Annotated in this window: 6 protein-coding genes and 1 pseudogene; 6 read left to right on the forward strand and 1 reads right to left on the reverse strand. The window is 71.4% G+C overall.

The window, feature by feature from the left end; genetic code table 11:
• Window positions 1-320, reverse strand: a pseudogene (locus tag C1I95_RS37445) (hypothetical protein); the annotation flags it as partial.
• 545 nt (window positions 321-865) lie between these two features.
• Between C1I95_RS37445 and C1I95_RS30880 the strand changes: the two are divergent.
• From C1I95_RS30880 to C1I95_RS34990, 6 genes are all read left to right on the forward strand, one after another.
• Window positions 866-1,627 carry a hypothetical protein gene (locus C1I95_RS30880; protein ID WP_199523989.1) on the forward strand — a complete coding sequence of 254 codons (762 nt, stop codon included), beginning with the start codon at window positions 866-868 and terminating at the stop codon, window positions 1,625-1,627.
• Between the two features lie 32 nt (window positions 1,628-1,659).
• Window positions 1,660-3,255, forward strand: coding sequence for an acyl-CoA ligase (AMP-forming), exosortase A system-associated (locus C1I95_RS30885; protein WP_111219225.1), 1,596 nt, complete (start codon window positions 1,660-1,662; stop codon window positions 3,253-3,255).
• On the forward strand, window positions 3,252-4,475 hold the full coding sequence (locus C1I95_RS30890; protein WP_111219227.1) for a pyridoxal-dependent decarboxylase, exosortase A system-associated: 1,224 nt from the start codon (window positions 3,252-3,254) through the stop codon (window positions 4,473-4,475). Before C1I95_RS30885 ends, C1I95_RS30890 begins: the two co-directional genes overlap by 4 nt.
• 20 nt (window positions 4,476-4,495) lie before the next feature.
• The gene (locus tag C1I95_RS30895; protein ID WP_111219229.1) at window positions 4,496-4,759 is read left to right on the forward strand and encodes an acyl carrier protein; all 264 of its coding nucleotides are present in this window, start codon (window positions 4,496-4,498) and stop codon (window positions 4,757-4,759) included.
• Between the two features lie 83 nt (window positions 4,760-4,842).
• Window positions 4,843-5,880, forward strand: a complete 1,038-nt coding sequence (locus C1I95_RS30900; protein WP_146605907.1) for a hypothetical protein — start codon at window positions 4,843-4,845, stop codon at window positions 5,878-5,880.
• Window positions 5,881-6,062: 182 nt separating this feature from the next.
• Window positions 6,063-6,380, forward strand: a complete 318-nt coding sequence (locus C1I95_RS34990; protein WP_146605908.1) for a hypothetical protein — start codon at window positions 6,063-6,065, stop codon at window positions 6,378-6,380.
• The last annotated feature ends 117 nt before the right edge of the window (window positions 6,381-6,497 follow it).

The following is a 6,497-nucleotide window of genomic DNA, read 5'->3' on the forward strand; positions in this document are numbered from 1 at the left end:
TATGCGATCGTCGGCAGCGTCAGATGTGTATAAGAGTCAGGGGCCGGCGTGGACGGGCTCGGTCGCGGCGTACCGGCGACCGGCGGTTGGCTGTGCGTCGGTGTGGGGCGGGGAGACCGGCGGGGCCGCCAGTCGTGCCGGTCCTGGTGGCCCTTTGCTGCCGCGGCCCCGGCCGCGGCGCCGGAGCGGGCCTCCGCCGGCTGTGGGCGACTTGCCGCGTACGAGTTGACGGCGAGCACGCCGGACGTCGCGAGCAGCACCGCCAGGGTGCCGACGACGGCGAGCCGTCGGGGCACGCGGTACCCGCGTCTGGGCTTCATGGTTGTCCACTCCTCACGGTCCTGGGTCGGCGCGGCTCATGCCGCGGCCCGGATCGGTGCGTTGTACCGGCGAGGCCGGGTGGGGTGGCGGGATAGAACGGGACGGCCGGAGACGGAACCCGGTTGGGACGGCGCGGTCCCGCGACCGTCGGGTGGTGGCCGGCCGGGTGGGCAGGTTCGAGACGACGACTGACGGATATCCGGCGTAGCTGCGGACCCGCCGCGGCAACGCGAGGTATCGTCGCGGCAGCCCCCCGCCGAACCGGCCGCCTGGCCGGATCCAGCCATGCCCGGTCGGGGCCGCGCATGCCGGACGTTCGAGGGAGTCTGCGGTGGTAGACCGGAGCTTGTGCGGCGATCCGCTGCGGGCCGTCCGCTCCGTTGACGCCCCGCGCCCTGCCGAGTACCGGCGGTACGGTCGCCCTGCCTCGGGCCGGACGACCTGAATGGGGGTCCGGGTCGAGCCCGTCACCGAGGCGCAGGTGAGCGCGGCAGGACACTTCCTCCATACCCACCTTAACGGTCAAGTCGCCGTGGAGGCGTGGGTGCGCGCGGTCGATGTGCCCTGGAAGATCGACGCCCCTAACCACGGCATGATGCTGGTCGCCGACGGCGGGAAGGTGGTCGGCGTGCTGCTCGCCTTCTACTCCGAGCGCACCGTGGCCGGCCGCCAGGAGCGGTTCTGCAACCTCGGTGCCTGGTGCGTGCTCCCCGAGTTCCGCTTCCACAGCCTCAAGCTGCTCAAGGCGCTGCTGGCCCAGCCCGGCTACCACTTCACCGACCTGTCGCCGAGCGGCAACGTGGTGCCGATCAACACGCGGCTGGGGTTCCGCTTCCTGGACACCACCACCGCGCTGATGCCGAACCTGCCCTGGCCGTCCCGGCCCGGCCGCCGCCTGGTCAGCGCCGACCCGGAGGTGATCCGCCGTACCCTCGCCGGGCCCGACCTGGAGCGCTACCTCGACCACGCGGAGGCGCCGGCGGCCCGGCACATCGTGCTGGTCGACGGCGAGGAGTTCTGCCACGTGGTGTTCCGTCGGGACCGCCGCAAGCGGTTGCCGCTGTTCGGGTCGATCCTGTACGTCAGCAACCCCGCCCTGTTCCGGCGGATGCACCGGATGCTGCTGCGCCACCTGCTGCTGCGGCACGGTGTGCTCGCTACCCTTGCGGAGCTGCGCGTGGTCGGCGGACGCCCGCCGCTGTCGATGCTGCTGCCCGACACCCGGCGGAAGATGTTCCGCAGCGACAGCCTCGACCCCGACGACGTCGACTACCTCTACAGCGAGCTGGTCTGCCTCAGCTGGTGACCGGGCCCCGGACGAGAGGGACGAACCCCGACATGCGCACTCAACTTCACGAGCTGGTCGCCGACGCGGCCGCCCGGCGGGGCGACGCGCCGGCACTGACCTACAAGGACGACACGGTCAGCTACGCGCAGCTCTGGCGGGGCGTGGTTGCGGTGGCCGCGGGTCTGCGCCGGCTCGGCCTGGAACGCGGCGCCCGGGTGGCCGTCTGGACCGAGAAGCGGATCGAGGCGGTCGAGGCGGTCTTCGGCACCTCCGCCGCCGGCGGTGTCTTCGTACCGGTCAACCCGCTGCTGCGACCCCGGCAGGTCGGCCACATCCTGGCCGACTGCGCGGTGCGGGTACTGGTCACCACCCCGGAACGGTACGCGCTGCTCCGCGAGGAGTTGGAGCAGCTCAAGTCGGTCGAGCAGGTGGTCCTGATCGGCGGTGCCGCTGCCGGTGCCTTGTTGAACCACGGCGTGTCCAGCGGCGCCGGTGCCGGCCGGCCGGCGGTGACCGCCTGGGCGGAGCTGCGCCACGGCGACTCCCTCCCGCCGCCCGGGACCGGCATCGACGTGGACATGGCGGCGATCCTCTACACCTCCGGCAGCACCGGCAAGCCGAAGGGCGTCGTGCTCTCGCACCGCAACCTGCTCGCCGGGGCGGCCAGCGTCAGCGACTACCTGACGAACTCCGCCGACGACGTGATCCTGGCCGCGTTGCCGCTCAGCTTCGATGCCGGCTTCAGCCAGCTCACCACCGCCTTCACCGTCGGCGCCCACGTGGTGCTGATGAACTACCTGCTGCCGAAGGACGTGGTGCGGCTGTGTGCCCGGCACCGCGTCACCGGGCTGACCTGCGTACCGCCGCTGTGGTTGCAGTTGGCCGGGCAGAACTGGCCGGCGGAGGCCAGCACCCACCTGCGGTACTTCGCCAACACCGGCGGGCGGATGCCCAAGGCCACCCTGGACAAGCTGCGGGCCCTCTTCCCGACCGCCTTGCCGTACCTGATGTACGGGCTGACCGAGGCGTTCCGCTCCACCTATCTCGATCCGTCCGAGGTGGACCGTCGGCCCGACTCGATCGGCAGGGCGATCCCCAACGCGGAGGTCCTCGTGGTCCGCCCGGACGGCACGCCCTGCGAGCCGGGGGAGGAGGGCGAGCTGGTGCACCGCGGCGCGCTGGTCGCCCTCGGCTACTGGAACGATCCGGCGCGGACGGCCGAACGGTTCCGCCCCGCGCCCGGCCGGGACGGGGAACTGCTGCCGGAGCCGGCGGTCTGGTCCGGTGACACCGTCGTCCGTGACGAGCAGGGCTTCCTCTACTTCGTCGGCCGGATCGACGACATGATCAAGACGTCCGGATACCGGGTCAGCCCCACCGAGATCGAGGAGGTCGTCTACGGCAGCGGCCTGGCCGGTGACGCGGTGGCGCTCGGCCTGCCCGATCCGTCGCTCGGCCAGCGGGTGGTGCTGGTGGTGAGCCCACCCGACGGCGCCGACGTCGACCAGGCGGCGCTGCTCGCGGCCGTCAAGCGGGAACTGCCGCCGTACATGCTGCCCCGGGAGATCGTGGTGCGTCCCGCACTGCCCCGATCACCCAACGGAAAGTTCGACCGCAACCTCCTACGCCAGGAGTTGACCTCGTGACCAACCACCCCGCCGCGGCCTTCGACCGCGACGCCGGCCGGCTCGCTGTGGGTGGCGTCCCGGTCGACCGCCTCGCCGACCGCGTCGGCGGCACGCCCTTCTTCGCGTACGACCGTGGGCTGCTCACCGGGCGGGTGCAGCTCCTACGCGCCGCGCTACCCGATGAGGTGCAGCTCAGCTACGCGGTGAAGGCGAACCCGATGCCCGCCGTGGTGCAGCACCTCGCCGGGCTGGTGGACTCCTTCGACGTGGCCTCGGCCCTGGAGATGCGCACCGCCCTCGACACACCGATGCCGCCGCACCGGGTCAGCTTCGCCGGCCCCGGCAAGACCGACGCGGAGCTGCGTCAGGCCATCGCGGCGGGCGTGACCATCGAGATGGAGTCCGAGAACGAGGCCGACCGGGTGGCCGTACTGGGCCGCCAGCTGGGGCTCCGGCCGCGCGTCGCGGTACGGGTCAACCCGGACTTCGCGGTCAAGGGCTCCGGCATGCGCCTCGGCGGTGGCCCGCAACAGTTCGGTGTGGACTCCGAGCAGGTACCCGCCCTGCTCAAGGAGTTGGCCAACGCCGACGTCGAATTCCTCGGCTTCCACGTCTTCGCCGGCTCGCAGAACCTACGCGCCGACAGCCTGTGCGAGGCGCAGCGCCGCACCGTCGACCTGGCGATCCAGTTGGCCGAGGAGTCCCCGCTGCCGGTGCGTTACCTCAACCTGGGCGGCGGCTTCGGCATCCCGTACACCGACCGGGACGAGCCGCTGGACCTCGAAGCGATCGGGGCGAACCTCGCCGACCTGGCCCGGGGGCCGATCCGGCAGGGGCTGCCCGAGGCGCGGGTCGTGATCGAACTCGGCCGCTACATCGTCGGCGAGTGCGGCGTGTACGTCACCCGGGTGGTCGACCGGAAGGTCTCCCGAGGCCGCACGTACCTGGTCGTGGACGGTGGACTGCACCACCAGCTCGCCGCCTCCGGCAACTTCGGTCAGGTGATCCGCCGCAACTACCCGATCGCGGTGGCGGAGCGGATCGACGCCGAGCCGGCCGAGACGGTCACCGTCGTCGGTTGCCTCTGCACCCCGCTCGACCTGCTCGGGGACGCCGTGACGCTGCCCCGGGCGGACGTCGGTGACCTCATCGTCCTGTTCCAGGCCGGCGCGTACGGACTCACCGCCAGCCCGACCGCCTTCCTCAGCCACCCGGCCCCGGCCGAAGTGCTGGTCTGACCGCCCGATAAGGAGAAACTGTGGACGTCACTCACGCGGAGACCGTTGACGAGGTCCGGGAGGTGGTGGTCTCGGTGCTCGGCATCGAGGACCGGGCGGCCGCGCTGGACGCGTCGACCCCGCTGCTGGACAACCTGCCGGAGCTGGACTCGATGGCGGTGCTCGAACTGGTCGCGGCGATCGAGGAGCGGTTCGACTTCACCGTCGACGACGGCGACGTGAGCGCCGAGCTGTTCGAGACGCTCGGCAGCCTGGCCGCCTTCGTCGCCGACCGCCGGCCGTAGTCGGCGCTCGCGACGTGCTGCGGCAGTCCACGGAGCCGGCGCCCGACCGCGCCCCGGCCGCCCCACGCGGGCGGCGCAGGTCGGTGGCGATCCCGGCAGCCCTGACCGTGCTGGCCGTGCTCGCCGTCGGCGGCGCGGTCGCGGTGGCCCGGCTGGCCCACAGCGACGGGGAGCAGGCCGCCGCAGCGGACGTGACCCCGAGCGCGCCGGTGGCGAGCGGGTCGCTGCCGGAGTCCGGCGCGGCGCCCTCGCCCGGCGCCAGTCAGGGGCTGGGTGCCCGTCCCACGACTTCGGGCTCCGCCACGCCATCGGCCACCAAGCCGTCCGCCGCCACCGCCCTGACCGGCTTCCCGGCGGCCGGCAACACTGGGGTGCCCGACGGCGTACGGCTCTCGGCCTACTCGGGGCCCTGCACGATCACCAGGGCCAACACGGTGATCGACAAGCGGCAGGTCCGCTGCTCGCTGCTCATCAAGGCGAAGAACGTGGTGATCAAATCCAGCCAGGTCGACGGCACGATCCGGCTGGAGGGCGCGAGTCACTCGGTGCGCATCGAGGACTCCGTGATCGACGGCGGCCAGGCGTACGCACCCACCGTCGGCTTCGAGAACGTCACCGTGCTGCGCTCCGAGATCCGGGGCGGCCAGCACAACGTCAACTGCTACCGCAACTGCCTGGTCCAGGACTCCTGGCTGCACGGCCAGTACCTGCCCGACGGCGGGGACTGGCACCTCAACGCGTTCCTGTCCAACGGCGGCAGCGACATCCAGTTGGTGCACAACACCCTGGCCTGCGACCGGCCCACCAACGCCGCCGGCGGCGGCTGCACGGCCAACGCGTCCATCTTCGGCGACTTCGGACCCAACACGAACTACACCATCCGGAACAACCTCTTCGTCGCCTCCGAAGAGATGTCCTACTGCTTCTACGGCGGCTACGAGGAGCACAAGAAGTACGGGACTCAGGTCAGCGGGATCGTGGTGACCGGCAACGTCTTCCAACGCGGCCGCAACGGCAAGTGCGGCGCGTACGGGCCGGCGACCTCCTGGGCCCGCTCCGCACCCGGCAACGTGTGGCAGGACAACGTGTGGAGCGACGGCAAGACACTGCCACCGGACTGACCCACGGGTGTGGTGGCGACTGCCTGCGGCGTTCCTGGACCTGAACGGTGACGTCACGGCCTGCGCGGCGGCAGGGGATCGGGAGATCGACATCCGATCCGGCCCCACGTGGTCCGTTCGGGTGGGCAGTGCCCGTCTGAAGAGTTGCTGCCGTGCGTAACGCTGGCGGGCACACTGCCACGGTGAACATCGAAGCTCCGATTCGGCCCAAGTCTCCGCACCGGGCTGTTGCCCTCGAACTCGGCTGTGCTCTCACGGGTGTCTACGGGGTCGGCAACCTCTGGGTCGAGCGGACTTCGGCCGGGCTGACCGGCATGGCCGTTTTCTGGCTGGTGGCGTTGACGGCGAGTTGTGTCATCGGCATCGCTGGTGGTTCAGATATCGACTGGCTCCTTGGATTGGCGGTGGTGTGGGCGGCATTCGCGTTGCCAATGTCGCTCTCCGCCTGGCGCGGCGCGAAAGAGTTCAACACTCGTTGGGTGTCGACGACGGACCGGTAACCGGGGGTGCCGGTGCGGCGGGTCAGATGATCGAACTCTGGTCGTGACAGCACTGGGACAGCAGGTGGCCCCACTGGCCAAACCGACGACCCGGCCAGCGGGGCGGGAGTCAGGCGC

This window comes from Micromonospora craterilacus, from assembly GCF_003236315.1.
Classification (GTDB): Bacteria; Actinomycetota; Actinomycetes; order Mycobacteriales; family Micromonosporaceae; genus Micromonospora; species Micromonospora craterilacus.